At 63.5% G+C, this 24,942-nt stretch carries 22 protein-coding genes and 1 pseudogene; 8 read left to right on the top strand and 15 right to left on the bottom strand.

Features of this window, described 5'->3' with window-relative positions; all coding sequences use genetic code 11:
* Positions 1 to 218 precede the first annotated feature (218 nt).
* On the bottom strand, positions 219 to 3,368 hold the full coding sequence (locus QYQ98_RS07810) for an error-prone DNA polymerase (RefSeq protein ID WP_302006301.1): 3,150 nt from the start codon (positions 3,366 to 3,368) through the stop codon (positions 219 to 221).
* 140 nt (positions 3,369 to 3,508) lie between these two features.
* On the opposite strand from QYQ98_RS07810, the gene QYQ98_RS07805 reads away from it, so the two are divergent.
* From QYQ98_RS07805 to QYQ98_RS07795, 3 genes are read left to right on the top strand one after another with little or no spacing between them, the layout of a single operon-like run.
* Entirely contained in the window at positions 3,509 to 4,408 is a 900-nt protein-coding gene (locus tag QYQ98_RS07805; RefSeq protein WP_302006300.1) for a MetQ/NlpA family ABC transporter substrate-binding protein, read from the top strand.
* The gene (locus tag QYQ98_RS07800) at positions 4,408 to 5,457 is read left to right on the top strand and encodes a methionine ABC transporter ATP-binding protein (protein WP_302006299.1); all 1,050 of its coding nucleotides are present in this window, start codon (positions 4,408 to 4,410) and stop codon (positions 5,455 to 5,457) included. The genes QYQ98_RS07805 and QYQ98_RS07800 overlap by 1 nt, the downstream gene beginning before the upstream one ends.
* Positions 5,457 to 6,152, top strand: a complete 696-nt coding sequence (locus QYQ98_RS07795) for a methionine ABC transporter permease (protein ID WP_302006298.1) — start codon at positions 5,457 to 5,459, stop codon at positions 6,150 to 6,152. The genes QYQ98_RS07800 and QYQ98_RS07795 overlap by 1 nt, the downstream gene beginning before the upstream one ends.
* Positions 6,153 to 6,167: 15 nt before the next feature.
* On the opposite strand, the gene QYQ98_RS07790 is transcribed toward QYQ98_RS07795, so the two are convergent.
* Complete coding sequence (locus tag QYQ98_RS07790; protein WP_302006297.1) at positions 6,168 to 7,076, bottom strand: sucrase ferredoxin; 909 nt, start codon at positions 7,074 to 7,076, stop codon at positions 6,168 to 6,170.
* 233 nt (positions 7,077 to 7,309) lie between these two features.
* Here QYQ98_RS07790 and QYQ98_RS07785 point away from each other — a divergent pair, with 233 nt between their 5' ends.
* On the top strand, positions 7,310 to 8,458 hold the full coding sequence (locus QYQ98_RS07785) for an alpha/beta hydrolase (RefSeq protein WP_302006296.1): 1,149 nt from the start codon (positions 7,310 to 7,312) through the stop codon (positions 8,456 to 8,458).
* Positions 8,459 to 8,476: 18 nt separating this feature from the next.
* On the opposite strand, the gene QYQ98_RS07780 is transcribed toward QYQ98_RS07785, so the two are convergent.
* Positions 8,477 to 10,051, bottom strand: coding sequence for a DNA polymerase Y family protein (locus QYQ98_RS07780; RefSeq protein ID WP_302006295.1), 1,575 nt, complete (start codon positions 10,049 to 10,051; stop codon positions 8,477 to 8,479).
* The gene (locus QYQ98_RS07775; RefSeq protein ID WP_302006294.1) at positions 10,052 to 10,843 is read right to left on the bottom strand and encodes a hypothetical protein; all 792 of its coding nucleotides are present in this window, start codon (positions 10,841 to 10,843) and stop codon (positions 10,052 to 10,054) included.
* 90 nt (positions 10,844 to 10,933) lie between these two features.
* Here QYQ98_RS07775 and QYQ98_RS07770 point away from each other — a divergent pair, with 90 nt between their 5' ends.
* On the top strand, positions 10,934 to 11,344 hold the full coding sequence (locus tag QYQ98_RS07770; protein WP_302006293.1) for a hypothetical protein: 411 nt from the start codon (positions 10,934 to 10,936) through the stop codon (positions 11,342 to 11,344).
* Between the two features lie 54 nt (positions 11,345 to 11,398).
* On the opposite strand, the gene guaA is transcribed toward QYQ98_RS07770, so the two are convergent.
* Positions 11,399 to 12,940 carry a glutamine-hydrolyzing GMP synthase gene (gene guaA / locus QYQ98_RS07765; protein WP_302007731.1) on the bottom strand — a complete coding sequence of 514 codons (1,542 nt, stop codon included), beginning with the start codon at positions 12,938 to 12,940 and terminating at the stop codon, positions 11,399 to 11,401.
* A gap of 202 nt (positions 12,941 to 13,142) precedes the next feature.
* Between guaA and QYQ98_RS07760 the strand changes: the two genes are divergently transcribed.
* Positions 13,143 to 13,853 (top strand): metal-dependent transcriptional regulator, encoded by a 711-nt coding sequence (locus tag QYQ98_RS07760; RefSeq protein ID WP_302006292.1) that lies wholly within the window; start codon positions 13,143 to 13,145, stop codon positions 13,851 to 13,853.
* On the opposite strand, the gene QYQ98_RS07755 is transcribed toward QYQ98_RS07760, so the two are convergent.
* The 5 genes from QYQ98_RS07755 to guaB form a co-directional block, all read right to left on the bottom strand.
* Positions 13,768 to 14,670: a metal ABC transporter permease gene (locus QYQ98_RS07755; RefSeq protein WP_302006291.1), complete on the bottom strand. Its 903-nt coding sequence runs from the start codon at positions 14,668 to 14,670 to the stop codon at positions 13,768 to 13,770. The genes QYQ98_RS07760 and QYQ98_RS07755 overlap by 86 nt on opposite strands.
* Positions 14,667 to 15,395, bottom strand: coding sequence for a metal ABC transporter ATP-binding protein (locus QYQ98_RS07750; protein WP_302006290.1), 729 nt, complete (start codon positions 15,393 to 15,395; stop codon positions 14,667 to 14,669). The genes QYQ98_RS07755 and QYQ98_RS07750 overlap by 4 nt, the downstream gene beginning before the upstream one ends.
* Positions 15,395 to 16,312: a metal ABC transporter substrate-binding protein gene (locus QYQ98_RS07745; protein WP_087117213.1), complete on the bottom strand. Its 918-nt coding sequence runs from the start codon at positions 16,310 to 16,312 to the stop codon at positions 15,395 to 15,397. The genes QYQ98_RS07750 and QYQ98_RS07745 overlap by 1 nt, the downstream gene beginning before the upstream one ends.
* Positions 16,313 to 16,511: 199 nt before the next feature.
* Positions 16,512 to 17,723 carry a GuaB3 family IMP dehydrogenase-related protein gene (locus QYQ98_RS07740; RefSeq protein WP_302006288.1) on the bottom strand — a complete coding sequence of 404 codons (1,212 nt, stop codon included), beginning with the start codon at positions 17,721 to 17,723 and terminating at the stop codon, positions 16,512 to 16,514.
* A gap of 2 nt (positions 17,724 to 17,725) precedes the next feature.
* The gene (gene guaB, locus QYQ98_RS07735; protein ID WP_302006287.1) at positions 17,726 to 19,249 is read right to left on the bottom strand and encodes an IMP dehydrogenase; all 1,524 of its coding nucleotides are present in this window, start codon (positions 19,247 to 19,249) and stop codon (positions 17,726 to 17,728) included.
* Positions 19,250 to 19,449: 200 nt separating this feature from the next.
* On the opposite strand from guaB, the gene QYQ98_RS07730 reads away from it, so the two are divergent.
* Positions 19,450 to 19,821: a DUF5319 domain-containing protein gene (locus tag QYQ98_RS07730; RefSeq protein ID WP_302006286.1), complete on the top strand. Its 372-nt coding sequence runs from the start codon at positions 19,450 to 19,452 to the stop codon at positions 19,819 to 19,821.
* Positions 19,822 to 19,858: 37 nt separating this feature from the next.
* Here QYQ98_RS07730 and QYQ98_RS07725 read toward each other — a convergent pair whose 3' ends face one another.
* Both QYQ98_RS07725 and QYQ98_RS07720 read right to left on the bottom strand, forming a co-directional pair.
* The gene (locus QYQ98_RS07725) at positions 19,859 to 20,722 is read right to left on the bottom strand and encodes a hypothetical protein (RefSeq protein WP_302006285.1); all 864 of its coding nucleotides are present in this window, start codon (positions 20,720 to 20,722) and stop codon (positions 19,859 to 19,861) included.
* A 26-nt stretch (positions 20,723 to 20,748) separates the two neighbouring features.
* Complete coding sequence (locus tag QYQ98_RS07720; RefSeq protein ID WP_302006284.1) at positions 20,749 to 21,339, bottom strand: sigma-70 family RNA polymerase sigma factor; 591 nt, start codon at positions 21,337 to 21,339, stop codon at positions 20,749 to 20,751.
* A 671-nt stretch (positions 21,340 to 22,010) separates the two neighbouring features.
* Between QYQ98_RS07720 and QYQ98_RS07715 the strand changes: the two genes are divergently transcribed.
* A complete protein-coding gene (locus QYQ98_RS07715; RefSeq protein WP_302007730.1) occupies positions 22,011 to 22,322 on the top strand; it encodes a WhiB family transcriptional regulator in 312 nt (103 codons plus the stop codon).
* A gap of 99 nt (positions 22,323 to 22,421) precedes the next feature.
* Here QYQ98_RS07715 and groL read toward each other — a convergent pair whose 3' ends face one another.
* From groL to QYQ98_RS07700, 3 genes and pseudogenes are all read right to left on the bottom strand, one after another.
* Positions 22,422 to 24,029, bottom strand: coding sequence for a chaperonin GroEL (gene groL / locus QYQ98_RS07710; protein ID WP_302006283.1), 1,608 nt, complete (start codon positions 24,027 to 24,029; stop codon positions 22,422 to 22,424).
* A gap of 20 nt (positions 24,030 to 24,049) precedes the next feature.
* Positions 24,050 to 24,352 carry a co-chaperone GroES gene (gene groES / locus QYQ98_RS07705; protein ID WP_302006282.1) on the bottom strand — a complete coding sequence of 101 codons (303 nt, stop codon included), beginning with the start codon at positions 24,350 to 24,352 and terminating at the stop codon, positions 24,050 to 24,052.
* Between the two features lie 258 nt (positions 24,353 to 24,610).
* Positions 24,611 to 24,844, bottom strand: a pseudogene (locus QYQ98_RS07700) (hypothetical protein); the annotation flags it as partial.
* Positions 24,845 to 24,942: the final 98 nt, after the last annotated feature.

Genomic DNA, 24,942 nt, shown 5'->3' with positions numbered 1-24,942 from the left:
TGGGCGAAACAGTTGGGCTTCCCCAACGGGTGAAAAATTTGACATCTTTGACCACACAGCCATCTCACAGCATCGCGTTGACCAGTATCTATAAACGCTTTCCGATATGATCGATGTCAAATCTTTCATCGGTGGGGCCGGACCAACCTTTTTTGTACCGAGAAATCCCCAGAAAGAAAACCCCCGGAAAATAGGTTGAAAAAGCGAGCTGGAGGGGTTCACCGGAAATCGCGGGAACCGCGGGTGAGCCACTCCCCCATCTCGAGGGGCTCGAGCTTGTCGGCGAGGACGCTGACAGCGCTGGAGGCGTTCTCGACGATTCCACGCACGATCAGGGCCTTGGCGGTGCGGGCGAGGATCTTCTGCCGGTTCCACAGGCCTTTGGGGATGATGATGTTGGTCAGGCCGGTCTCGTCCTCCATACCCAAGAAGGTGACGCCGCCGGCGGTGCGGGGGGCTTGGCGGTGGGTGACTACCCCGGCGACGCGGATACGGGTGCCGTCGGGGACGCGTTTCAGATCGGTGCAGGTCAGCACGTTGGCAGCGCGAAGAGCGCCGCGCAGCATGTCCATGGGCATCAGGCCCGGGGTGACGCCGGTGGCGGCGATGTCGGCGGCCATGAGTTCGAAGGAGTTCATGCCGGGGAGGGCGGGGGCGTGGATAGCTGAAAGGCCGGGGAGCATGCCGTCGCGTTCGGTCGCGGAGACGCCGGCTTGCCAGAGAGCTTGTCGACGGTCCACTCCGAAACAGTGCAACGCCCCAGCGCGGGCGAGCGCTTCGACGTGTTCGACGGTGAGGTCGGCGCGGCGGGACAGGTCTGGGATGCCGGTGAAGGGGCCTGAAGCCTGGGCAGCCTCGATCCGCTCGGCGGCTTTCGCGCCCAGCTCTTTGATCAGGTTCAACCCGACGCGGATGGTGCCAGAGTCGATGCAGCGGGCCTGGACACCCGAGGCATTGACATCGACGGGCAAGACAGTGATGCCGTGGCGGCGGGCATCCTGGATGAGGGACTGCGGGGAATAAAAGCCCATGGGCTGGGCACGGAGCAGGGCGACGCAGAACTGCGCCGGGTAATAGTGCTTGAACCAGGCGGAGAAGTACACCAGAGACGCAAAGGACTGGGAGTGGGATTCAGGGAACCCGTAGGCGGCGAAGGCGACGATCTTCTGCCACAACCGGTCTGCCACGTCAGCGCTGATCTGGTTCTCCGCCCAACAGCCGTCAAAGAACCGCTGGCGCAGGGCAGCCATTTTGGCGGGTGAGCGCTTGGAACCCATGGCGCGGCGCAGGGAGTCAGCTTCTGCACCGGAAAAGCCGGCGGCGTCGACGGCGATCTGCATGAGCTGCTCCTGGAACAGCGGGATGCCAAGGGTCTTGCCCAGGGAGCGTTCCAGCACGGGGTGCTCGTACTTGACGGGCTCGAGACCATCACGCCGACGCAGGTAGGGGTGCACGGATCCGCCCTGGATAGGACCAGGCCTAATCAGTGCGACCTCCACCACCAAGTCGAAGAACCGCCGCGGTTTCAACCGCGGCAGAGTGTTCATCTGGGCGCGGGATTCCACCTGGAAGACTCCGACGGAGTCGGCGCGGCAGAGCATGTCGTACACGCTGGCGTCGTCAAGCGGAAGATCCCACAGACGAACCTCGCGGCCGGTGGTCTCGCGCACGAGGTCGATCATGTGGTGCAGCGCCTCGAGCATGCCCAGTCCGAGCAGGTCGAATTTGACCAGGCCGGCGGCAGCGCAGTCGTCTTTGTCCCATTGCACGACGGAGCGGCCCTCCATGCGCGCCCATTCCACCGGCACGACATCGGCGATGGGGCGGTCGCAGATCACCATGCCGCCGGAGTGGATGCCCAGGTGGCGGGGTTGACCTTTCAACTGGGCGGCCAGCGAGGAGACTCGGTCGGGGGGCGACGCAAGACCTTTGGACCACGCATCGGCGGCGCCCTGCGGGTACCCGAGAGCCCGGGCGGCGTCGCGGATCGCGCCTTTCGTGCGGTACGTGATCACATTGGCCACCTGCGCGGCGTTGTCGCGGCCGTAGGTGGAGTAGGTGTACTGGATGACTTCCTCGCGGCGGCCGGATTCGATGTCGATGTCGATGTCGGGCGGGCCGTCGCGGTCCGGCGACAGGAAACGCTCGAAAAGCAGTCCGGAGGAGACCGGTTCGACATTGGTGATGCCGAGCGCGAAGCACACCGCGGAATTCGCCGCCGACCCGCGCCCTTGGCAGAGAATATTGGCCTCGCGGCAAAAGGTCACCAGATCGTCGACGATGAGAAAATACCCAGGAAAGCCGAGTTGCTCGATGACACGGAGTTCGTGCTCGATCTGGGCGCGGGCGCGTTTGCGCACGTCAGCAGGCCGGGGTGCGTAACGTTCCCGCCCCCGCTCCTCCACGAGGTGCCGCAGCCAGCTCATCTCGTCGTGCCCGTCGGGAGTGGGGAACCGCGGTAGCTGCGGCGCGACGAGGTCGAGGGTGAACACGCATTGCTCGGCCAGCTCGACGGTGAATGCGAGAGCATCGGCGCATTCGGGGGCCATGGCCAGCAGTTGCTCGCCGGAGCGCAGCCAGTTCGCACCCATCGGATGCACGTCACGGTACGCGGACGCAATCGCTTCTCGACGCCCCAATGCCCTTTTCGCCCCCGCCAACCTCGCCCGATCCCGGGTGGCTGCCCCGGGAGCAGCAGTGACGATCGCGGGCACCTGGGGATACGCCTGCAGAGAAGCGTGCCTATCCGCGTCCTCCGGGAGCATGGATACCTCAAATTCCCTGACCACTCGGTCTAGTCCGAAGCATTCGATCAGATCGTCGATGCGGTCAACCCACCGCCACCCAGCCAGGGCAATGCAGGTGCCGTCCAGTGCGGTGGCGATGTCGGGCAGCGGCGGGTAATACAGCACGCCCTTCTCCCCTCCCGCCATGTGCGCCCGAGCCATGAGGTGGGACAGGCGGCGGTACCCCTCGGGTCCGCGGGCGATGAGGGGGAGAGGCGGGGCGTCGATAAGCGAAAGCTCGGCGCCGAATACTGTGGCAACATCGGCATCGGCGGCTGCTTCGGCGAATTTCACGGCTCCATAGAAACCGTCCCTGTCCAGCAGTCCGAGCGCAGATAGGCCGACTTCGCGGGCGCGAGCCACGAGTTCTTCCGGCTCACTCGCACCGCCGGCGTCAGAGAGGAAGCTGTACGTGGACACGGCGTGCAGCTCCGCGAAAGGAACAGCCGGCACACCGCGGGAAATGCGCTCCCGAACCGGCTCGCGGGTGTGGTCGACGGGAATGGGAACGGGGCCCGGGCGGCCGGAGAGCACGCGCTCCAGCCGCGACCACGTCAAACCTTCTCCGCCACGGAAATCCACACCCGCAGAATAGCGTGACTCGAAACTGTGTTCCAATCTTGGATTACTTGGCGCAGTCCCAAACTAGACTAAGCGGTACGCACGGTGCTACATTTTCCTCACGTTCATTTCCCGACGACAAAGAAAGAGCAGGAAGCGACATGCGCCTCAACCGTGTAATTGCAACCGCAGCGGCCTCCATCCTGGCTGCGACCGGGCTGGTTGCGTGCTCCTCCGATTCCGCCGATAACGCCGCAAACGAAGGCGGCGCCAAGGACGGCGACCAGGTCGTCCGCATCGGCACGACCGACTCCGACCAGAAGGCATGGTCTGTCTTCGTGGATAAGGCTAAAGAAGAGGGCATCAACCTCGAGCTCGTCCCCTTCACCGAGTACACCCCGGTGAACCCGGCCCTGGCCGAGAACCAGATCGACGTGAACAAGTTCCAGCACATCCTGTACCTCGCCCAGTACGAGGCATCTTCCGGTGAGGACCTGCGCATCGTCGGCTCCGCCGAGATCAACACCCTCGGCCTGTTCTGGAAGGACCACGACAGCCTCGATGGCATCGAGGGCCAGAAGATCGCCATCCCGAACGACCCGTCCAACCAGGGCCGCGCCATCAACGTCCTCGTCCAGGCTGGCCTGGTCAAGGTCAAGGAGGGCGCAGACAAGCTGAACCCGAGCCCGGCCGACATCGACAAGGACGGCTCCAAGGTCGAGGTCACCCCGGTCGACGCATCCCAGACCCCGACTGTCTACAACCAGGGCGACCCGGCGATCATCAACAACAACTGGCTCTCCCGCGCCGGTATCGACGCGTCCACCGCTGTCGCTTCCGACGACCCGAACTCCGAGCTGGCTGAACCGTACATCAACATCTTCGCCGTCCGCGCCGAGGACATCGACAACCCGACCTACGAAAAGCTCGTGGAGATCTGGCAGACCCCCGAGGTCACCGAAGCTTTGAACGAGGACTCCAACGGCACCGCCGTCCAGGTCCAGAAGTCCAAGGAGGACCTGAACAAGATTCTCGACCGCCTCGTGGAGGAAGCGAAGTAATGGCCGCAACCGGCACCCGGATCGAATTCCGGGACGTGAACAAAGTGTTCCGGTCCGGGAAGAAAGGCGCCGACGTCGTCGCGTTGGACAACGTCAATCTCACCGTCGAACCGGGCGAGATCTTGGGCGTGATCGGATACTCGGGTGCCGGCAAGTCCACGCTCGTGCGCATGATCAACGGGCTGGACACCCCCACCTCGGGACAGATCCTGCTGGACGGCACCGACATCGTCGGCATGCCGGCCAAGCAGCTGCGCGAAGTACGCCGCAACATCGGCATGATCTTCCAGCAGTTCAACCTGTTTTCGTCACTGAACGCCGCGGGCAACGTGGAATATCCGCTGAAGATGACCGAGATGAGCTCCGCGGACCGCAAGGCCCGCGTGAACGAACTGCTCGATTTCGTCGGCCTCGCCGAGCGCGGCAAGAACTACCCGGAACAACTCTCCGGCGGCCAGAAGCAGAGGGTCGGCATCGCACGTGCGCTGGCCACGAGTCCTTCGCTTTTGCTTGCCGACGAAGCCACCTCCGCCCTCGACCCCGAGACCACCCAGGAAGTCCTAGCGCTGCTCAAGGAAGTCAATGAGCGCACCGGCATCACCATCGTGGTGATCACCCACGAGATGGATGTCATCCGCGCCATCGCCGACAAAGTGGCGGTGATGGAGAACGGCCGCGTCGTCGAACACGGCTCCGTCTACGATGTCTTCTCCAACCCGCAAACGCAGGTGGCGCAGCGCTTCGTGTCCACGAGCCTGCGAAACACCCCGACCGCCGCGGAAGAACGCGAGCTTATGAACAAGGACGGCCGCCTGTTCACCGTCGACCTGACTGCCGAGTCCGGCTTCTTCTCCGCCGCCGCGAAATTGCAGGAACGCGGGGTGGACCTCGATGTCGTCCACGGCAGCGTGACCACGCTGCAGGACCACTCCTTCGGCAAAATGACCGTTCGCCTGACCGGCAACCAAGAGGCCATCGAGGACTTCTACTCCACCCTGCGCCGCGCGACCACGATCAACGAGATCACCACGAACGGGGAGGCTAACTAATGAGCGCGACGAACGAATTGATTCTCGCCGCCGGCAGTGTCGACTGGGACCGCCTCGGCCCCACCTACGTCGACGCGATCGGCGACACCCTGTTCATGGTGATCATCACCATGCTCGTGGGCGGTTTCTTCGGCCTGATCATCGGCCTGTTCCTCTACACCACCCGCCAAGGCGGCGTGCTGCAGAACAAGGCTGTCTACTGGGTACTGAACATCCTGGTGAACTTCTTCAGGCCCATCCCCTTCATCATCATGATCGCCATGCTCTACGCCGTGACGCTTGCGGTGGTGGGCACCACGATCGGCCGCGAAGCCGCCACCTTCGTCATGTGCGTGACCGCCACATTCACCGTCGCGCGCATCGTGGAGCAGAACCTTGTGGCCATCGACCCCGGCGTGATCGAGGCGGCCCGCGCAATGGGCGCCGGCCCGTGGCGCATCATCCGCACCGTGATCATCCCCGAGGCGCTCGGCCCGCTGATCTTGGGCTTCACCTTCATCTTCATCGCCGTGATCGACATGTCCGCCATGGCGGGCTACATCGGCGGCGGCGGTCTGGGTGACTTCGCCATCGTCTACGGCTACCGCGCGTACCAGCCGGAAGTCACCTGGCTTGCTGTGATCACCATCGTGGTCATCGTTCAGCTGGCGCAGCTTCTGGGCAACTACTTGTCCCGCAAGGTCATGCGCCGCTAAGCCCGCAGCGCCGGCTCAGGAGAGAGTCACAGACTCAACCGCCCAGTACGAACCGGTCTTCGGTTCATCGCCGCAGGAGGACACCACTCCTGCGGCTTCTTTCTTGCGCAGGGAGGCGGTGAAGGTGCGGTCAGTGGGAGCGTCGATAAGCGAAATGCTCGCTGCATCATCGTGGATTTCTGACGTGCTCACGGAGAGCTGCCCGTAAGCCACGTCCTGCCCCTCGCGCTGAAGGTGCGCGGCGACGGCGATCTCTGCCGCTTGTTCCGGCGGGGTGAGGGTGCCGCGGCCGCGGTTACCGGGGACGAAGTACTGGGCGCGCATCGCGGCGGCCAGCATCGCTTCAGTCGCCTCGAGGTTCATGCGGCCGAAGCTGTACCCCCACGGCATGAGCAGCATCGCCGGAGCAAAACGGTGCCCCTTGACGTGCGAGGTCTCCCACACCACATCGCCCGTCTTCTTGAACGGGTAGCGGCGTTCCAGCTCGCTGACCATCGGGCGGCCTTTCACCGCGCAGCACCTGTCGCGCTTGGCGTGCGTGCACACGAGAAGAAGCGGAGCGATGCGCGTCTGCCCGCCGTTGCGGCCGGGGCCCGACAGGTCGAGATCCAGAATCGCCTCGGGCCCGTCGACGTGAAGGACTTCGGTGACCCCAATGTCGGAAAAAACAATATAGAGGTGATGATCGTTGATCTCGCGGCCCTCACGCGTAGGGTGGCGGATCAGCTGTAACGACGCACCGGCTTCCTTCATCCGGGTTTTCAGCTTCGCGGTCAGCCCCTCACCGAAGGTGTCGCCGTCGAGGATGTCGTGGCTCCACGACCCCGGGTACTCGAAAAGCACATAGATGCCCGCTTGTTTCGCAGTGCCGGGCAGGGGCTCCACCTCCACGTCGGAGCACAGTGTTCGGTGGCCATCAGACATGCTTCTAAGGGTAGCCTATCTCGCTGGGGAGGACTCTCGAGGAACAGCCACCTCAAATTGCCCATATACCCCCATTAGGGGATTTCTCCGAAAAATTTTTCCGAAGTTCGTTCTTTTCTAATCTTTACTAAAGGTAAACTCCAGATTAATCCCACACTTGAGATTAATCCCACACTTGCCTGGCGTTCGGTACGACGGGCAGACGCAACGTGGACCACCAGAAAGGTATGGAAATGCGCAAGACAATTCTGCAGCAAACTGCAACCCTTATCGCAACGACCTCGCTCGTGCTCACACCGGTGGCCGCACCTCACTTGGCACACGCAGGTGCGGCCCCAGAAGCTGTAAATTCCGTCGCTGCCCCCGGAAAGGTTGATGCGCTCGGACGCCCGACGGTTTCGCCACGCCAGATCTCGGACCAGGACGGCTACTTCGACAGCCACAACGGCTCTGGCGTGAAAATTTACTACCGCGTCCAGAAAGTCGCCAACCCGCGCGGAAACGTTGTCGTCGTCCACGGCGTCTCCGAGCACTCCGGCCGTTTCGACTACGTGGCCAAGCGCCTGCTGGACGCTGGCTACAACGTCTACCGCCTAGACCACCGCGGTCATGGCAAGTCCGCCAGCGGAAGCACACCGCTGGGCCACATCGACAACTTCCAATTCCTAGTGAGCGACCTCGACCGCCTCGTCGATATGGCTAAATCCGACACCCCAAGCGTCAAGACATTCCTGCTCGGCCACTCGATGGGCGCGCTCACCGTGGAAGCATACGGCATCCGAGAATCCGGAAAGGTCGACGGAATCATTACCAACGGCGGCGGCGCGCCTCTCAACCTCTCCGGCAAGAATGTCGCAGGACAAGTCGTGACACCCGACCAGATTTCCGACCTGCAGCGTAACCTGCAGCCGAACATCTTCGAGCGGCTCCCCTTGGCTGAGCTGACCAGCTTCAACGCCCAATACGCTCAGAATCTAATCCCGCACCGCGCCTACATCGGTGTCCAGTCCCCCGAGTGGACCAAACAGGTCCCCTTGACGAATCCTTTCAACGACGGCCTCGCCACAAGCCAGGCAATCAAGGACGACTATGCCTCCGACCCGCTGAACTCCAAGCCCACCGCTGGGACCATCTTGCAGCTCGTCTCCCTGGCGCTCTACGATGCTGTCAACGCCGACATGTTCAACACTCCCACGCTGATCATGCACGGAACCAAGGACGGGATCGTTCCCGCTTACTTCTCCCGCGACTGGTATAACGCCATCTCATCGTCAGATGTGTCCTTTGTCAACTGGGAAGGTCAAATGCACGAGGTATTCAACGAACCCGCCGCCGATCAGGCTATCGACACATCTATTGATTGGCTGAACCGCCACATTTAACCCCCGGACCGCGGGGCCCTAGGAGTACATCGCCTCCACGCTCCAGCGCTGCTTCGACCAGAGCAAAAGCCACGCTAACTGGGTCCCGCCTGCTTCCCTATTGCCGACGATCTGTAATCGCGCCACCTTCTGCGAGTGCTCGTCCCACCACCCTTCATCCACCGGCCACGGCCCCGCCCATCCCGTGATGAAGTAATGGCTGCCGCCCCAGCGCAACGCGTACGGATTAGCGCTGAGCAGCGCCTCGGCAGTGACGCTGACAGGCCGCGCTGTCTCATCGAGAATGGTGATCCGAGATGCCGGGTGGTCCGCACCGCCGCCGATCCGCGCAGGCAGCGGCGGGGGTATCGCCCCCGGCCAGGAAGCGTCAGCCGGGTTGTGCCCGTCGGCGGTCTCTGGGTTGCGCTCCCCGAACGGGATAAGCTCGATGCGTTCGGCCACCCCTCGCCCACCCACGAACCGGGGCTGCAGCACCGCGTCGATCCCGAGGGCGGACTGTACGCGCTCCGCCACTCGGCGGGCGTCCCCCGTGGTGTCGCTGCTGCCGCTGCTTGAGCCCCACAACTGCCCCACGGGATCCGGTTGTGCAAGCTCAAGTGGCTCGAGCAGCAGCGACGTGATCGTCCCCGCTCCCCCGCTGGTCAACCACCCGTCCAGCTGCCACCTGACGCGGTCGGCCGTGGCCTGCTCCGTCAACGCCTCGCGGGTGCGCCAGATCCGTTCGACGACAGTCCCATCAGCGAGCTCCGCCTTGACTTTCAGCCGCAGACAGTTCTGTCCCGCCTCCGCCAGCCGCTCGTGCAAACTGGCGGCCAGAGCGCGGGCGGCGAAGGCGGCGGCATCCACCCGGTCGATCGGGTCCTCCGGAGTGATAGCCACCGACAAGTCCGTGGCCGGGAGCTCCGGTGCCACGCGGCGGTCCGGGGCCGCACGCGCAATGCGGTGGCAGAGCATCCCCGCATTCCCGAACCGGGTGGACACTGCTGTTGACGGCAGCCGGGCAAGATCCCTCAGCGTTGCCACCCCGAGCTGTCCCAGCGCCTTCACCGTCTCCGTGTCCGCGCCCAAACTGGTCTCCGCCACCAACACATTCAACGGCTGGCGGGCGAGGAATTCCGCCGACCCGCCCGCCGGAACCACCGCCGAGGACCGTGCCGCGATCAACGCTGTGGCGATCTCATCGGCCACCCCGGCAAACGCGTCGATGCCGCGGCGCGCTGCCGCGTCCAGGAGCATCTCAATAGCCTTCTCTTCGCTGCCGTGGAACGAGCCTGCCGCGGCGACATCGACGACGGCAAGGCCCGGACGAAGCACCTCCACCGAAGCCGCAACATCGTCGAAGCCCGCCGCGAGCGCAGCGAACATGCGCCCGTCCCGCTCCACGTTCTCGTCGATGACAGTGAGCTCCGGGCACACCGACTGAGCGTGGCGGACTTTCATTCCTCGCCGCACCCCCAGCGCGCGGGCGCGGTGCGACACGACCTTGATGCGGTGCTGCACCCCGATGGCCAAGGGTTCTTCCAATTCGTCGTCCGCTTCCAGCCGGGCGGCCTGCACCGGCCAATCCGGAAACCACACCGCCGCGACGCGCATCTACCGCACCACCTTCAGCGCTGGCGCCGGCGGATCAGTCTGCCCCACAGAAACAGTCGCTGCTTTGACGGACTGCCCCACCGTGACGGTGGCCGATGCGGGGTGGACGCTCTTCGACTGCGCCCGCACGCGGATATCCACGCCCGTGATACGGCCGGTGCCGCGGCCGATCCCGCGGAACGCTTCCACGTCCCCGGTCACCGTGAGCGCCGGCGACGGCACGGTCGCGCCCACCATCATCAGAGCGGCCCGGCCCCTGCGGAGCTTTCCCAGCAGCGGTCGGCAGCGCACCGGGGACAAGGCGAGCTGGACCGGCGAGCGGTAGACAACCAGATCCAAGCCTTCGGTCAGCACGGCTGTGATGCCCAATGGGTCCACACCTGGGTCCGGCACCGCGATAATGCGTCCCAGATAGCGCTTGTCTATCCCGGCGTATGACAACTCCGGCCACCCCACCACGCCGGCGTACCCACCTGCTTCGACGACGTTCAGGAGCATCTCCGCGACAAGGGCGGGCGTATCGCTCATGTGTGTGACTGCGCGGCGCGGCAAGCCGCCGCCGGGGAGCAGGAAGCGGAACTGTTCGCCCAGCCCCACGACATCCTCGCCGGAAACGACTCCCCCGGAGAAACCGGTCACATCACCGTCACTGCCAGGAACATCTCCACCGATTTGAGCCATCTTCGAGCGGAGCTCAGCGATCTGTTCGGCGCGCGCGCGACCGGCAGACCCCGCCAGCGCTGCCGGCTGGGCCACCTCCGGGACCGTCTTGCGAACACTTGTTCCACTCACGGAAGTTGATTATGCTCCGCGGGCGAACCACGGTCAACCAAAAATATCGAACATATTTTCGGCATCAGGTCATGTGGTAGCGTCCACCCCATGTACGCCTACGATGTCCGCAACCGCGTCACCCCGATCCCCACACCACTGATCGTGCGGACAGCGGGCAGCGCAGGTGCCGCTGGCTCCGTCGCAGTGATGGTCTCCCAGCTCGCTACAGGCCCGAAGGTGCTCATCGCCCTCGGCTGCGCGGCGCTCGCCATCGCGGTCACCCTGCTCCACCCCTACCGGGGACAGATGCGGGCGTTTGCGGAGGAGAAGAAGGTGGACACGGTGCCGTCGATAAGCATGCTCGTGCCCTTGATGCTCTGGTGGCTGGCGCTGATGCTCGCTCCGCTCGCACAGTGGCCCACATGGGGAGCCGTGCTCGTATTCGTCATTGTCACGGCTGCGGCATGGGTGCTGTACCCGCATGTCGACGGCTCACGCCGCCTCGCTTACGCAGACTAGCGACTCACACGGTGGGGGCACCGCGGGACTCATCGAGGTCTGCGGTGGCCCGGACTACTCCCACTCGATGGTGGCCGGCGGCTTGGACGTGATGTCCAGCACCACGCGGTTGACGTCCTCCACCTCGTTGGTGATGCGGGTGGAAATAGTCTCCAGCACCTCGTAGGGGACGCGGACCCAATCGGCGGTCATGGCGTCCTCGGAGGCGACAGGGCGCAGGACGATCGGGTGGCCGTAGGTGCGGCCGTCGCCTTGGACACCGACGGAGCGGACATCAGCGAGCAGCACGACCGGGCACTGCCAGATCTGGTCGTCGAGACCGGCCTTGGTCAGCTCCTCCCGCGCGATCGCGTCGGCGGCGCGCAGGGTTTCCAGACGCTCCTCGGTGACCTCGCCGATGATGCGGATGCCCAGGCCCGGGCCCGGGAACGGCTGGCGGTTCACAATCACCTCGGGCAGCCCGAGCTCCCGGCCCACCGCGCGCACCTCGTCCTTGAACAGCAGGCGCAGCGGCTCGACGAGCTCGAACTCCACGTCGTCGGGCAGGCCGCCGACGTTGTGGTGGCTCTTGATGTTGGCGGTGCCGGAGCCTCCGCCGGATTCCACTACATCCGGGTACAGGGTGCCCTGCACCAGGAAGTCGACAGGGGCATCGTCGCCGGACTCGGTGAGGACACCGGCGACTGCGCGCTCGAAAGAGCGGATGAACTCAGCACCGATCGCCTTGCGCTTCGCCTCCGGCTCGGTCACCCCGGCGAGCTTGCCCAGGAAGGCTTCACGCTCGTCGACGGTGACCAGCTTGGCTCCGGTGGCGGCGACGAAATCAGTCTCCACCTGCTCGCGCTCGCCTTGGCGCAGCAGACCGTGGTCGACAAAGACGCAAGTGAGGCGGTCCCCGATCGCGCGCTGCACGAGGGCTGCGGCGACAGCGGAGTCCACGCCGCCGGACAGACCGCAAATGGCACGGCCATCGGGGCCGACCTGCTCCGCGATTGCGTCGATAAGCTGGTCCGCAATATTCGACGCAGTCCACGTCTGCTCGAGGCCGGCGATCTCGGTGAGGAAGCGCGTGAGCACCTCCTGGCCGTGCGGCGAATGCATGACCTCCGGGTGGTACTGAACGCCCGCCATGCACTTCCCGGTGTTCTCGAACGCGGCGACCGGTGCGCCCTCCGACGATGCCGTGACCTCGAAGCCCTCCGGGGCCTCAGTCACGGAATCGCCGTGGCTCATCCACACCGGGTGGTTGGCCTGCAGACCGTTGTGGAGCACGCCGCCGCGGACATTCATGTTGGTGCGGCCGTACTCGCGGGAACCGGTCTTAGCTACGGTGCCGCCGAGCGCCTGCGTCATCACCTGGAAGCCGTAGCAAATGCCGAAGGTCGGCAGACCCAGCTCGAAGATCTGCGGGTCGAGCTGCGGGGCGCCGTCTTCGTACACGGACGACGGGCCACCGGAGAGCACGAGCGCGACCGGGTCCTTCGCTTTGAGTTCCTCAGCCGTGATCGTGTGGGGCACGACCTCCGAGTAGATCCGCGCCTCGCGCACGCGGCGGGCAATGAGCTGCGCGTATTGCGCACCGAAGTCTACGACCAAGACGGGTCGGGGGTGCGCGTTCGCGGGGGCGGAATTTGCCGGGTTTGCAAGTGATGTCGACTCTGTCACGCCTACAGAGTTTATCTCATGGCCTTGGGAGCCGGAGCTCGCGCTCGGGCTTTGCGCCGCGTGGGCAGGCGCGTGAAGTCCTACCGTTTGACGCTCCGTGTAATTCGCTGCAGAAGACGATAGGCTCAGGTTCATGTCAGAGCCCCAATCCGTCGATGATCTGTCTACCTCCACGCAGAATTACCTGAAGGCGATCTGGAGCCTGACGGAGTGGTCAGCTGACCCGGTGACGGCCTCGTCTGTGGCAAAGGTGACCGGCCTGCGCATGTCCTCCGTTTCAGACGCGGTGCGCAAGTTGGCGTCCCAGGGTCTGCTCACCCACGCTCCGTACGGCTCGGTAGAGCTGACAAAGCAGGGTCGAGTCTTTGCCATCGAGATGATCAGACGCCACCGCCTCATCGAGACGTTCCTGGTAGAAAGCCTTGGCTACAGGTGGGATCAGGTGCACGACGAGGCGGAGCACCTCGAGCACGCCGTCTCTGACTTCATGGTTGAACGCCTCGACGAGTTCCTTGGCTACCCCACCCGCGACCCGCACGGTGACCCAATTCCTTCAGCTGACGGTGCGGTGCGCAATTTGGACGCGCGATCCCTCACCGAGGTCGGCGCTGGGCACCGCGTGGTCATTGAACGAATCTCTGACTCGGACCCCGAGTTGCTGAAGTACTTCGACAAAAACGGACTCGTCGTTGGTGCCTCGCTCGATGTTGCGGAGGGCGCGCCATTCTCCGAAGCGCTGGATATCCGCCTCGTCGGCGCTACCCAACCTGTATCGCTGGGCCGGTCTGCGACGGACGCTCTGTTTGTGTCTCCTGCCGGCGCTGCGCCGACCTCCAGCGAGTAACCACGATGCCCTGCAACGGGCTGAACAGGTAAACGAGCATGAACGCCGTCCCTTGCGCCACGACTACCAACCCGCCCGGGGAGGCGTCGAGGTAGTAGCTGGCATAGAGTCCGACGACTGCGCACAGCGCCGCGATCGACGGGGCGATGATGAGCATGTGCCAGAAGCGATTGGTCAGCAGGTACGCGGTGGCACCGGGGATGATCAGCATCGCCACCACCAAAATCACGCCGACAGCCTGCAACCCCACCACGCACGTGAGAGCGAGCAACGCAAGCAGCCCCGCCCCAATGAGCTTCGGGTTCATCCCGATGGCGTGCGCGTGGACCGGGTCGAAGGCGAAGAGGACAAAATCTTTGCGCTTGAGCACGAGCACGGCGAATACCAGCACACCGAGAACCACAATCTGCAATAGCTCTGCCTTGGATACCCCGAGCAGGTTGCCGAAAATGATGTGGTTCAGGTCAGTCTGCGACGGCGTGACGGAGACAAGCACCAGCCCAATGGCAAATAATGTGGTGAAGACGATGCCGATCGCCGCGTCTTCTTTCACCCTTGATGTGTCACGCACAAGCCCGATCAGCCCGACCGCAACGAAGCCAAAGATGACGGCACCCACGGCGAACGGCACTCCCGCGATGTAGGCGAGCACAACGCCAGGAAACACCGCGTGCGAGACGGCATCGCCCATGAGAGACCAGCCCACGAGCACGAGCCAGCACGACAGCAGCGCGCACACGATCGAAGAAATCAGCGTCGTCGCCAGCGCACGGACCATGAAGTCGTAGGCGAACGGATCAGTCAGCCAAGAAATCATCGGTTCATCACATCCATTCCAAAAGCTTTCGCGAGGTTATTCGGTTGCAGCACCTCGTGGGGGTCTCCATGCATGAGCACGGACCGCATGAGCAGCATTGCTTCATCGGCGAGCCCCGGCAGAGCCTGCAGGTCGTGGGTAGAAACGAAGACGGTGGTCCCGGCATCAGCGAGTTCTCGGAGCAACCGGGTGATCGTTGCCTCAGTTCGCTTATCGACGCCCGCGAACGGCTCGTCGAGAAGCATGATCCGCGCTTCTTGCGCGATTGCCCTGGCGACGAAGGCCCGCTTGCGCTGTCCTCCCGAGAGTTGGCCAATCTGGCGGTGCGCGTACTCCGTGAGCTCAACGCGTTCGAGCGCGTGGGCGACAGCGTCGTGGTCGGCGGTGCCTGGCCGCCGCGTCCACCCCATTTTTCCGTACCGGCCCATCATGACCACTTCCCCAACCGTGACAGGGAAGTCGAAGTCGATCGCTTCGCGTTGTGGGACATACCCGAGCGCGCCGTCAATACGTGCGACCGACGGATCGTCTCCTTCGACGCGCACGGTGCCAGAATCTGGGCGGATTTGGCCCATAATAACTTTGAACAGCGTTGATTTGCCGGAGCCGTTCATGCCCACGAGCCCGCAAACGCGCCCTGCGTACAGCTCAAGCGATGCGTCGTCGAGGGCGAGCACGTCACCGTACCGCACGGTGACGTTGTGCACTGAAATGGCGGGCTGCATTATTTCCTCCCGGTCAGGGCGTTCGTGATCACGTCCGCGTCGTGCTCAATCAGCTCGAGGTAGGTCGGCACCGGCCCATCGTGTTCAGACAGGGAGTCGACGTAGAGAATGCCGCCGAACCGTGCGTCAGTGGCGTCGACAACCTGCATCATCGGGTTCTTGCTCACGGTGGACTCGCAGAACACTGCGGGCACTTCGTTCTCTTTGACGAATTCGATGGCCCGCGATATCTGCTGCGGTGTTGCCTGGTTCTCGGAGTTGACCGCCCAGATGAAGCGCTCCTCCAGGCCCGCGTCGCGGGCCATGTAGGAGAAAGCCCCTTCACAGGTCACCAGCGCCCGGTGCTGTTCTGGCAGGTCGGAGAGCTCTTCGACCATGCCGTTCTGCACCTTGTCCAGCTCCTCCTTGTAGGCCTCGCCGTTGGCCTTGAAGTCTTCGGCATGATCCGGATCGAGGTCGCTGAAGGCTTTGACCATATTGTCCACGTAGGTCTTCACCACTACCGGACTCATCCACGCATGCGGATTGGGCTTGCCAGCTGCTTCGTCCTCGGTGATGTCGATCGGGTCGACACCGTCGGAGACAGTCGCATGCGGGGCATCGACATCCTGAACGAACTGATCGAACCAGCTTTCAAGATTCAGTCCGTTGTCGAGGATGAGGTCGGCGTCTGAGGCGCGCTGGATGTCGCCAGGCGTTGGTTCATACCCGTGGATCTCCGCACCGGGCTTAGTCAGCGACTCGACGGTGAGATGGTCCCCCGCGACATTCTGGGCAATGTCCTGAATGACAGTGAAGGTTGTCAGTACAACCGGTTTTTCGTCGGTGGCGCCAGTGTCTGTGGTGGAGCAAGCTGCCAGCAATGCGGAGAGACCCAACGTAGCCGCCCGTATGGAGATACGCGTAAGCCGTGCCATGATTCTTCCTTTCGGATCTTATATTGACGTTAGGCTAACCATAGTTCGTCGTGCCGAAGATTAACAATACGCTGTGTAGAAATATGATTTTCACATCACCGTTTCAGGGGTACGCACAATAATAACCGCCCAGCACCGAAACGAGCAGTGCTGGGCGGAAAGGCAGGCCTTGATTTGATGGGTTGACTCCACGCGTGGCTTAACGCATGACGGTAATGCTCACCTTCTGGAAGCTCTTGATGTCGGTATAGCCGCACTTGGCCATCACCCGGCGTAGGCCGCCGGCGAGATTGTGGCCGCCCCGAGTGCTGGTGCTGGGGCCGTGCAGGATGGTTTCCAGGCTGGGGCTGCCGGCCCGGAGCTGCTCCAGCACAGCATGAGCCGCATCCGCGTCGTCGAGGCCCCAGCCGAAGGAGAAGCCGCCGCCGAAACGCTCGACGAGACCACGCGGGAAGCGCGGATGCGCAGTCTGCGACTGCCAGTAGTAGCCGTATCCGGCTGCTTCGGCCGCGGAGGCCAAAGCCGGTCCGAGCATCACCGCGTCGGCGCCGCAAGCGACTGAACGGGCGATATCGCCGCTGGTCTTGACACCGCCGTCGGCGATGATGTGCACGTAGCGCCCCTCGGTCTCGTCGAGGTACTCGCGGCGCGCGGCCGCGGCATCGGCGATTTGAGTGGCCATGTGGGAACGGATCCCCAGTGCGGAATCCGAGGTGGTCACGCCCTGGCCGACGATGATGCCGGCGGCACCGGAACGCATCAGGTGCAGCGCAGTGGAGTAGTCGGCCACGCCGCCGGCGATGACGGGAACGTCGAGGGAGCCGATGAACTCCTTCAGGTTGAGGGGCTCCCCGCCTTCCCGGACGTGCTCGGCGGAAATGATCTCGCCCTGGATGAACAGGATTTCGGCACCTGCCTTGATCACAACCGGCGCCAGCTCGCGCGCGTGCTGCGGGCTCACGCGAACGGCCACGGTGACGCCGGAATCGCGGACCTGAGCGATGCGCTCGGAGAGCAAGTCGTGGTCGAGCGGAGCAGCGTGGAGCTCCTGGAGCGTCTTCACAGCATTATCTTCGGCAGACGACGCCTCCTTGGCGCGATCTGTATCGAGCCGTGCAGTGACCACCTTGGCAATGGCACCGTCGAGATCCGCATGGCGGCCCCACAATCCTTCGGCGTTGATCACGCCGAGGCCACCTTGCTTGCCCATCTCGATGACGAATTCCGGGCTGGCCAGCGAGTCCGTCGGGTGGGAGACGAAAGGGACATCGAACGTGTAAGCGTCGATATGCCAGCTCAAGTCCACGTCCTTCGAGGAACGCGTGCGCCGCGAGGGGACAATACTGATGTCATTCAGTTGGTACGCGCGGCGGGCTTCGCGGCCGATGCCGATCTCAACGTAATCGCGCATGTTTAACCCCTGTAGTTCGGTGCTTCGACGGTCTGGGTGATGTCGTGCGGGTGGGACTCGCGCAGGCCGGCAGTGGTGATCTGGACGAACTGCTTCGTCTGCAGCTCCTCGATCGAGCCGGAGCCGGTGTAGCCCATGGCCGCGCGGAGACCGCCGACGATCTGGTGGGTGATCGAGTCGATCTCGCCGCGGTAGGGCACGCGGCCTTCAATGCCTTCCGGCACGAGTTTGTCTTCGCTGGTGACATCCGCCTGGAAGTAGCGGTCCTTGGAGAAGGAGCGCTTCTCCCCTGTCAGGCCGCGACCCTGCATCGCACCCATGGAGCCCATGCCGCGGTAGCGCTTATACTGCTTGCCGCCGACGACGACGATGTCGCCGGGGGCCTCGGCGGTACCTGCCAGCATGGAGCCGAGCATCACGGACGATGCACCGGCGGCAAGGGCCTTGGCCACGTCGCCGGAGTGCTGCATGCCGCCGTCGGCGATGACCGGGATGCCTGCCTTGTGGGCCGGAACGGACGCTTCGAGGATCGCGGTGATCTGCGGAGCACCCACACCGGCGACGACGCGGGTGGTGCAAATGGAGCCGGGGCCGATACCGACCTTGATGCCGTCCGCACCCGCGTCGATCATTGCCTGTGCGGCCTCGCGGGTAGCCAAGTTGCCGCCGATGACATCGATGCGGTCGCCGAAGTCGCGCTGGACGCGGCTGACCATTTCCAGGACGCGGTTGTTGTGTGCGTGTGCAGAGTCCACGATCAAGGCGTCGACGCCCGCTTCGACGAGAAGGCCGGCGCGCTCGTAGGAATCCTCGCCAGTGCCGATGCCGGCGGCGACGAGCAGGCGGCCCTCCGCGTCCTTGGACGCATTCGGGAACTGCTCCGTCTTCACAAAGTCCTTGACCGTGATCAGGCCGGTGAGCTTGCCGGCGTCGTCGACGATCGGCAGCTTCTCCACCTTGTTGGCGGACAAAAGGTTCAGCGCCTCTTCCTTGGACACGCCGTCCTGGGCGACGACTAGCGGCATCGGCGTCATGACCTCGGAAACGGGACGGTTGAAGTCCCGCTCGAAGCGCATGTCGCGGTTAGTGATGATGCCGGTGAGAACACCGTTGTCATCCACGACCGGCAAGCCGGAAATGCGGAAGCGGGCGCACAAGGCATCGACGTCGTTAAGCGTCATGTCCGGCGATGCCGTGACAGGGTCGGTGACCATGCCCGACTCCGAGCGCTTGACCACGTCGACGTGCTCTGCCTGGTCCTGCGCGGAGAGGTTGCGGTGCAGAACGCCGATGCCGCCTTGGCGCGCCATCGCGATGGCCATGCGGGACTCAGTCACGGTGTCCATCGCCGCGGATGCCACAGGGATGCCCAGGCGAATGTTTCGGCTGAACAGCGTCGACGTGTCCACCTCACTGGGCACAATGTGGGATTCAGCCGGAAGAAGGAGGACATCATCGAAGGTCAGGCCGCGGAACGCGACCTTGTTCGGATCGTCTCCGCCGGTATGGATTCGCTCGCTGGACATGATCACTCGCTCCCTTTCTCCGCTGCGCGGGGACGTGCCTGTGGCCCTCGCATACACCAGATGCATACACCACTGCCTGTACGCATGTCAGCATAGTGCGTCGTGCAAATCGGATGCCGGTTCAGGGGCCGGCGCCGCAACTCCCTCTCGAGGCGGCGGGGAATTGAACTAGGTGGCAGGTGAGCAATAGGCTGGAAAGCGTGAATTTTGACTCGATGATGCCGCGCGACCCGTTCGCTGACGATCCCAACGATCCCGCATCCTTCATCGAAGACGACGAGGTCGTGGAGCCGCTCAGCCCGGAAGAACGCCAAGGGGTCATCCGCGACCTCGCCCAGACCCGCGAATTCAAGCACGTGCTGGAGCCGCGCGGAATTCTAGGCATCCACTTCTTGTGCGAAGACTGCGATGAGGTCCACTACTACGACTGGGACATCATGATCACCAACATGATTGCCAGCTTGCAGGGCGAGTTGCCGCCAGTACATGAACCGAGTGCCGAGCCCAATCCGCGCGCGTACGTGCCCTGGGATTACGCGTTGGGCTACCTCGACGGACTCGACGCCCGCTAACCGGAAGGTACGTAACCAACCGTCCGGAACGCGAGCTTTACTGCGACGATTGCGCCGCAGGCGGAGTCGGCTGCGGGGCACCCGGCGTCTTCGTCGTCGTGGGAATCGTTGAGGTTGTCAAGGGGGCATTCACGCTTGACGACGTTTCGCGGTCCACCCCACCCTGCGCAGCAGCCGTCTCAGTGACGGTGACCGTCTGGGTGACCGGCTCCGGGGTAACCGTCACCGTGGCAGCCTCCGCCGGTGCAGCAGGTTTCTCCGTCGGCTGCGGCTGATGCGACACGGTCGCAGTGCTGTTTGGCGCGACAGGGGCTGCCCCATCGCGCTGCGAACGCTTGGACCGGTCAGACCGCCCATGGTTCAAAGATTCGCGCAGCTGCTCAATGAGTACGCGTGCCCCCGCGATGTCGCCCGACTGGGTCTTGTCTTCAATCTCGTCCAGCGCGCTGGCGAACTCAATTGAATTCGTACCCTCACCAAACACCGCCTCAGAGGGCCCCCACAAGGCTGAGCCCGGTGTGGCGTTGTACAACGCGGCGCCGGTGCCGGCGACCACAACAGTGGCCGCGGCCGCACCGACAACGCCCGCAAACCACGGGCTCGTGCGGAAACGGCGCTCATGCTTATCCGTGTCACGGAAGCCACCACCGCGCTGCGCACGGCGCTGCTCCACATCAACGACACAAGGGCCGGGCAGTTCCGGAGCCACCGGCATCGGAGCCTCCACCTCAGTGCGAAGCTCAAGGAATAGGGCAGCCAATTCATCGGAACCATCAGATGGGTCGATGCCCCGCGACAGTTCGGTCAGAAATGCGTCACTGGCCTGCACATCGAAGTTCGCATCCACGTCGGCGCTTGCTGCACGGTGCTTCCCGTGCCGGCGGTTGAATGTCGGTCCCATGGCTACCCTCCTTATCTATTCTCTTTTCAGCTCAGCTTCTCACGCTGCCGCTGCTGCTCTTCTTCGACGGCTTTCCGCATCGTTGCGAGAGCACGATGCTGAGCGACACGCACCGCACCTGCGGTACTGCCGGTGATCTTTGCTGTTTCTTCGGCGGACAACCCGACGAAGACACGCAGCACGACGATCTCTCTCGCCCTCTCACTCAACAGATCGAGCAACTCTCGCACTCTGTTACTTCCCGCTTCCACCATTGCGGCATCTTCGGGCGTACCTCCGAGAAACTCGTGGTCCGGGACCTCATCGGTGGGGCTGGACTTGTCCCGGGAAAGCGCTCTGTGCGCATCAGTCACCTTGTTGAAAGCGATGCCGTACACAAAAGCCATGAACGGCTTGCCTTTGTCCTGGTACTTCCCGACAGATGTGGCAACTGCCAAGCAGATCTCCTGCGCGACATCCTCGGCAGTGGGTGTCCTGCCTCCACTGATGCGTGCGCGGGCGTAACGGAGAACCACCGGGTGGATGACCTTGATGATCTCCCTGAGGGCGCGCTGATCACCGTTCTGCGCGAGGGGAACGAGTTCCGCTAGGCGATCGTCGGCTTCGGATGCGGCCACGTCTCTCCTTCGCGGTGTCACAGGGTCAAATGGGTCTTCAGAGGCTTGGAGCCTTAGCGTCCTAACTTCTCAGCGCCTCAGTGTCTCAGCGCCTCAGCGTCTCAGCGTCTCAGTGCCTTGCTGCTCATTCACTCAACTTCGACGCTTCAGCTCTCGGATCTATCGCAGGTTACGCCAGGGAACATGCATTTGGCGTTGAATTCAAATGATTTCAATCGATTTCAAGCGTGTTCATCCTACGTCCTTGCGGCGCGCACCCTAAACACTAAACACTGGCGCACGCCCTAAACACTGGGGCGCGGCGCATGCGGTCCACTTTCCCAGGTGCGCCACCGGAAACCGCCCGCACATCCCCCCCATTCAGCCATACCGGCCGGTAACGCATGTGGCCCATGTGCTTTAGTGGGACGACACGCAATTGGACACGAACTATTCACCGATCCTTAACCTCGGCATGTTTCCACAGCTCACAGCCCTTCCGAACCCCAGCAAAAGCTTGGTTCAAACTGTGCGACACCTGTCAGAAACCAACTGTTTACCCGCGCCTTGCACACTCCTTACTCGTTGCTTCACCGAGCCAGCGGCCGCCGACCCCCAAGTCCCGCGCTGACACTAGATGAAGCGAAAGCTTGTAATACCCCAGTCGAGGAGATTTGCACTCAATGCCCACGATGTCCATGCCGCAGCAGCTGCCCGGACCGAACGCCGATTTCTGGGATTGGCAGCTCCACGGGGCTTGCCGCGGCGAGGCCTCCGATGTCTTTTACCACCCTGACGGTGAGCGCGGACGCGCACGCACCAACCGGGAGAACCGCGCCAAGGCGATCTGCTTCGGCTGCCCCGTGCTCGAGCAGTGTCGTGCCCACGCTCTCGCTGTCGCCGAGCCATACGGCATCTGGGGCGGAATGAGCGAATCCGAGCGCCAGGCTGCGCTCCGCGGCAATGTCAATCGTCGCGCCAAGACGAAGGTCGCCGCCGTTTAGCCCTGCTGCCGCTCCAAAGTTCGGCATAGAAAACGCCCCGTCTCCCGTAGATCATCTTTCAGGTCCGCGGGAACGGGGCGTTTGCCTGGATGAAGTGGCCTAGTGGCTGTGGCCGTGCTCGTCTTCTTCCTCCGCTGGCTTCTCCACGACAGATGCTTCCGTCGTGAGTACCATGCGGGCGACAGAGGAGGCGTTGACCACTGCGGAGTGGGTGACCTTCACCGGGTCGATGATGCCCTGCTCAATGAGGTTGCCGTACTCGAGGGTGGCGGCGTTGAAGCCTTCACCGTTGGGCAGCTCCGCAATCTTGGACACCACCACGGAGCCGTCCAGGCCCGCGTTCTCGGCGATCCAGTAGGCGGGCTTGGTCAGTGCGCGGGCAACGGCCTGCACGCCAACTTTCTGCTCGCCGTCGAATTCCTCGGCGTAGGTCTCCAGATTCTTCGCAATCTGGACCAGAGCGGAGCCGCCGCCAGCGATGATGCCTTCCTGCGCCGCAGCACGCGCGGCGTTGATGGCATCCTCGACGCGCAGCTTGCGCTCGTTGACCTCGGTCTCGGTCGGAGCGCCGACGCGGATGACAGCGACACCGCCGGAGAGCTTGGCCAGGCGCTCCTCGGCCTTCTCCTTATCCCAGGTGGAGTCGGTGTTCTCGATCTCGCGGCGGATCTGCTGGCGGCGGTTCTCCACCGCCTCAGGCGTGCCGGCACCGTCGACGATGACGGTGTCGTCCTTGGTCACTGTGACGCGGCGGGCGCTACCCAGCACGTCCAGCTCAGCGTCCTTCAGGTTCACGCCAACCTCGGGGTCAACGACCGTTGCGGCGGTCACGACTGCCAGGTCGTCCATGAATGCTTTACGACGCTCGCCGAAGTACGGCGACTTCACCGCGACGACCTTCAGAGCACCACGAATGGTGTTGACCACGAGGGTCTGCAGCGGCTCGCCCTCGATGTCCTCGGCGATGATCAGCAGCGGGCGGGAGGTGCCCACGGCCTTCTCCAGCAGCGGGAGGAATTCCGGCAGCGAGGAGATCTTGTTGCGCACGAGGAGGACTAGCGGCTCCTCGAGCACAGCCTGACCGGACTCCGGGTCCGTCATGAAGTACGGGGAGAGGAAGCCCTTCTCAAATGAGATGCCCTCAGTGACATCAACATAGGACTCGATGGACTGGGATTCCTCGACGGTGAGGACACCGTCCTTGCCCACCTTGTCCATGGCACCGGAGACCATCTGGCCGACAACCTCGTCGCGGGAGGAAACGGTCGCGACATTGGCGATCTCCTCGGAGGAGGAGACTTCCGTGGCACGGGCCTTGAGCTCCTCAACGGTCTTCTCCGCAGCTGCGGCGATGCCCTTGTTCAGCTCGATCGGGTTGGCGCCAGCGGCGACGTTACGCAGTCCTTCGTTGATGAGCGCCTGCGCGAGCAGCGTCGCAGTCGTCGTGCCATCGCCGGCGATGTCGTTGGTCTTCACCGCCACGGACTTGACCAGCTGAGCACCGAGATTCTCGAAGGGGTCTTCAAGGTCGATGTCGCGAGCGATGGTCACGCCGTCGTTGGTGACGGCCGGACCGCCGAAGGCCTTGTCCAAGACCACGTTGCGGCCGCGTGGGCCGAGCGTGACACGCACGGAATCAGCGAGCACGTCGACGCCGCGCTGGATGCCCTCGCGGGCTTCCTGGTCAAATGCAATGAGTTTTGCCATTGGGAGTTACGTCCCCCTTCTTATTTTTCGACGACGGCCAGCAGGTCACGCGCGGACAGGAGCAGGTACTCCTGGTCGCCGTACTTGAGCTCGGTGCCACTGTACTTGGAGAAGATGACGGTGTCGCCTTCCTTGACGTCGACCGGGATGCGGTGCTCACCCTCGTCGTCCCAGCGGCCCGGGCCGACGGCGATCACAGTTGCTTCCTGCGGCTTCTCCTGAGCGGAGTCCGGGATGACCAGACCTGAAGCGGTGGTGGTCTCAGCTTCGACAATCTGGACGAGGATCTTGTCCTCGAGCGGCTTGATGTTGACGTTTGCCACGGTGAAAACCTTTCTTGAAAGTTGTTCTTGAGAGCTTTCTCCGGCGCTACCCCGCCTGTACCGGCGCGGGAACTGCCGAGGTTTCGCGATGCGCAGCCGTCGTCGCGGGTGAACAAACTGTGCCCAAAACCTGGTTAGCACTCTACCTACGTGAGTGCTAAACGACAACAAGGCCGGACGCCCCGCACCCAGCCTTGCTCTGATTCTGCTGCGAACCGGTTCCCCTTTGGACCGGAACCCGCGGCAATTTGCCCACCGCTACACCTGCGGATTGCCCAGATTCAGCACAGCATTGCGCCAGAGCTGGTACTCCTCCTCGTTGTCCTCACGGTAGTTGCGCACAGCGCGAATGGTGTTTTTAATTTCCTCGACCACGTCATCGTCAATGCTCTTGCCGCCGCGGCCAACGAAGATCACCGGGCCGGAAATAGCAGTCGACGGGTCCTGAAGGAAGCTCGGGTTAGCGGTTGCCGCAGTGTTACGTGCCAAGGTGTAGGGGGGAAGACAACGTCCACCACAGTACGTGGATTCGGCCCGTTTAGCTCGACGTGCTGGGATCACCGCCAGCGCGGGCGGAGCTTGCCAACGAG

It is taken from the genome of Corynebacterium sp. P3-F1 (genome assembly GCF_030503635.1).
In the GTDB taxonomy this organism is placed as follows: Bacteria; Actinomycetota; Actinomycetes; order Mycobacteriales; family Mycobacteriaceae; genus Corynebacterium.
The sequence above is the reverse complement of the archived record's forward strand: the minus strand, read 5'-3'. Positions and strand labels throughout refer to the sequence as shown.